The organism is Bradyrhizobium oropedii, assembly GCF_020889685.1.
GTDB classification, from domain to species: Bacteria; Pseudomonadota; Alphaproteobacteria; order Rhizobiales; family Xanthobacteraceae; genus Bradyrhizobium; species Bradyrhizobium oropedii.
This window is the reverse complement of record NZ_JACMYO010000375.1, coordinates 1-2534: the sequence shown is the minus strand read 5'-3', so window position 1 is coordinate 2534 and position 2534 is coordinate 1. Positions and strand designations below refer to the sequence as shown.

Genomic DNA, 2534 nt, shown 5'->3' with positions numbered 1-2534 from the left:
CGCTACTCGATCGCAACGCCAGCCAGCGCGAGATCCACAGGCTGACGGGGGTCGACCGCAAGACGATCCGGCGTTACCGGGCGCTGTGGGCTGGTGCGGAGGCAAATTCCCCCGGGGAAGTGACCACCGGCCCGGTGAGCGTGGACGGCCAAATTCCTCCACCCCGACCACCGGCTTTTGGGGGGGGCGGGTGCGACGGTCACCGGCAGCCAGGCCCGCTCGGCCTGCGAACCGCATCGGGCATGGATCGAAGAACAGGCCCGCCTGAAGCGAAATGCGCAGGCGATTTACCAGGACCTGGTCGATCGATTTGGCTTTCCGTCCAGCTACCAGAGCGTCAAGCGGTTTGTGCGCACGTTGCGGCACGCCGATCCCGAGCAGTTTGATCGCCTTGAGTTCCTCCCCGGCGAGGAAGCTCAGGTCGACTATGGCGAGGGCGCGCCGACGGTTGATCCGAAGCGTGGGCGGTACCGTCGTCCCCGCCTGTTCGTGATGACGCTGCGCTACTCGCGGCGGAGCTTCCGGCGGGTGGTCTGGCAATCCAGCCAGCAGGTCTGGGCGCAGCTTCACGAAGAAGCGTTCCGGTATTTTGGCGGGGTCCCCAGCTATGTCGTGCTCGACAACCTGAAAGAAGGCGTCCTCAAGCCGGATTTGTACGAGCCCCAGCTCAACCCGATTTACAGCGCGATGCTGGCTCATTACGCCGTGGTCGCCGATCCCGCGCGCGTGGCCGATCCCAACCGGAAGGGGAGCGTCGAGAACGCGATTCAACATACCCAGGGCACCGCGCTGGCCGGACGGCGCTTCGAGACGCTGGAAGCCCAGAACGAGTTCTTGAGGCACTGGGAGGAGAACTGGGCTTCCAAACGCATCCACGGCAGCACGCGCCGTCAGGTCGAGGCGATGTTCCAGGAGGAGAAGCCGCACCTGCGGCCGTTGCCAGTGGCTGCCTTCCGCATCTTCACCGAGGTCGTTCGGACCGTCTGCGACGATACCACCGTGCGTGTTGATAGCAGCTATTACGCCGCGCGGCCTGCGCCCATCGGCAGCCAGGTCGTGGTGCGGATCTACGCCTCGACGATCGAGATCCGCGATCGCCATACCCATGCGCTGCTGCGCGTTCATCCCCGGATGGCGCATCCCGGTTCTGTCGTCCTGCCGACCAACGAGCGGCCGTTCAATCCGTCGCGGCAAACAGCCTTGCTGCTGTCGAGCGCCGGCCGCATCGGCCCGCAGACCAAGGCGCTGTGCCAGCAGATGTTTGACACCGAAGGGCGCGTCGGACAACGCGCGATGTGGGGCATTGTCGGGCTGAGCCGGAAGTATCCGGCACGGCTGGTCGAACAGGCTTGTGCGCACGCCATCGAGAACCGCATCTACCGTTACAAGCACGTGCGTGCGACCGTCGAGCGGCTGTTTGAACAGGCATTCGCGCAGATTGAAACGACGCCACCACCGACATCGCAGCTCATTCAGGATCATCCGCTGATCCGCGCCCCCGCCGAATACGGCGATCTCTTCAGCCGCGCTGTGCGGCGCGACGCCGACGACAATGGCCGGCAGGCCGAGGCTCATCACGACGACCGCGCCCCTGTAACCCGCGCTCGTGTCGCCTGCGCAACCCCGACCAGCTCCGGCGCCACGAGCGCTCCCGCTGCGCCTTCTCAGCTCAAACTGGAGACCCAACCACATGATGACCATGCCGGAAATTGAGCGTTGCCTGCGACAGCTGCGCCTGTCAGGCGTCCGCGACACACTGCAGACGCGCGTGCTGCAGGCGCAGGGCGCCAACCAACCCTTCCTCGAGACCTTCTCCTTAATCTTGCAGGACGAACTGGATCGCCGCCAATCCCGTCTTATCGAGCGGCGATACCAGCAATCCGGGCTCGATGAAAAACTGACGCTCGCCGAGTTCGACTGGTCCTTCAATCCCAAATTGCCGCGCCAAACTTGCTTCCAGCTCCACACCCTGGCGTTCATTGCCGCCGGCGAGAACGCGCTGCTCGTCGGCAAAACTGGCACCGGGAAATCCCACATCGCCAAGGCGATTGCCTATCAGGCGATCCTGCAAAACCACAAGGTCCAGTATCTTGAGACCGACGACTTCTTCCACCGCTATGCCCTGAACTCCCCGGCGCAACGCGAGGTCCGGCTGAGAACCATCATCGACTGCGATCTCCTCGTGCTGGACGATCTGTTCCTCGCACGCGCCATCCCTGACGACGCTGGCGCATTGCTGCAGACCCTGATCCATCAGCGATACAAACTGCACCGCAGCGTCATCGTCACCTCCAATCGCGTCGTGCAGGATTGGGGGACATACCTGGGGGACAACACCATGAGCACGACGATCCTCGATCGCCTGATGCATCATTGCCATCTGCTTGAGTTCGACGGACGCAGCTATCGGCTCAAAGAGGCCGCTGAAGCTCTTGCCCGCGAAACAAAGGCAAACTAACAATCAACTTGTCCTGCCTCGCGGGTGGAGGAATTTGACTGACCGCACCCGGAGGAATTTGAAGTGACCCGCGGGG

Annotated in this window: 1 protein-coding gene and 1 pseudogene; both read left to right on the top strand. The window is 63.4% G+C overall.

Annotated features, from left to right (window positions below; translation table 11 throughout):
* A pseudogene (gene istA, locus H8A95_RS42535) lies at positions 1 to 1713 on the top strand (IS21 family transposase); the annotation flags it as partial.
* Positions 1691 to 2458 carry an IS21-like element IS1631 family helper ATPase IstB gene (istB, locus tag H8A95_RS42530; protein WP_229188386.1) on the top strand — a complete coding sequence of 256 codons (768 nt, stop codon included), beginning with the start codon at positions 1691 to 1693 and terminating at the stop codon, positions 2456 to 2458. The pseudogene istA and the gene istB, both read left to right, overlap by 23 nt.
* The last annotated feature ends 76 nt before the right edge of the window (positions 2459 to 2534 follow it).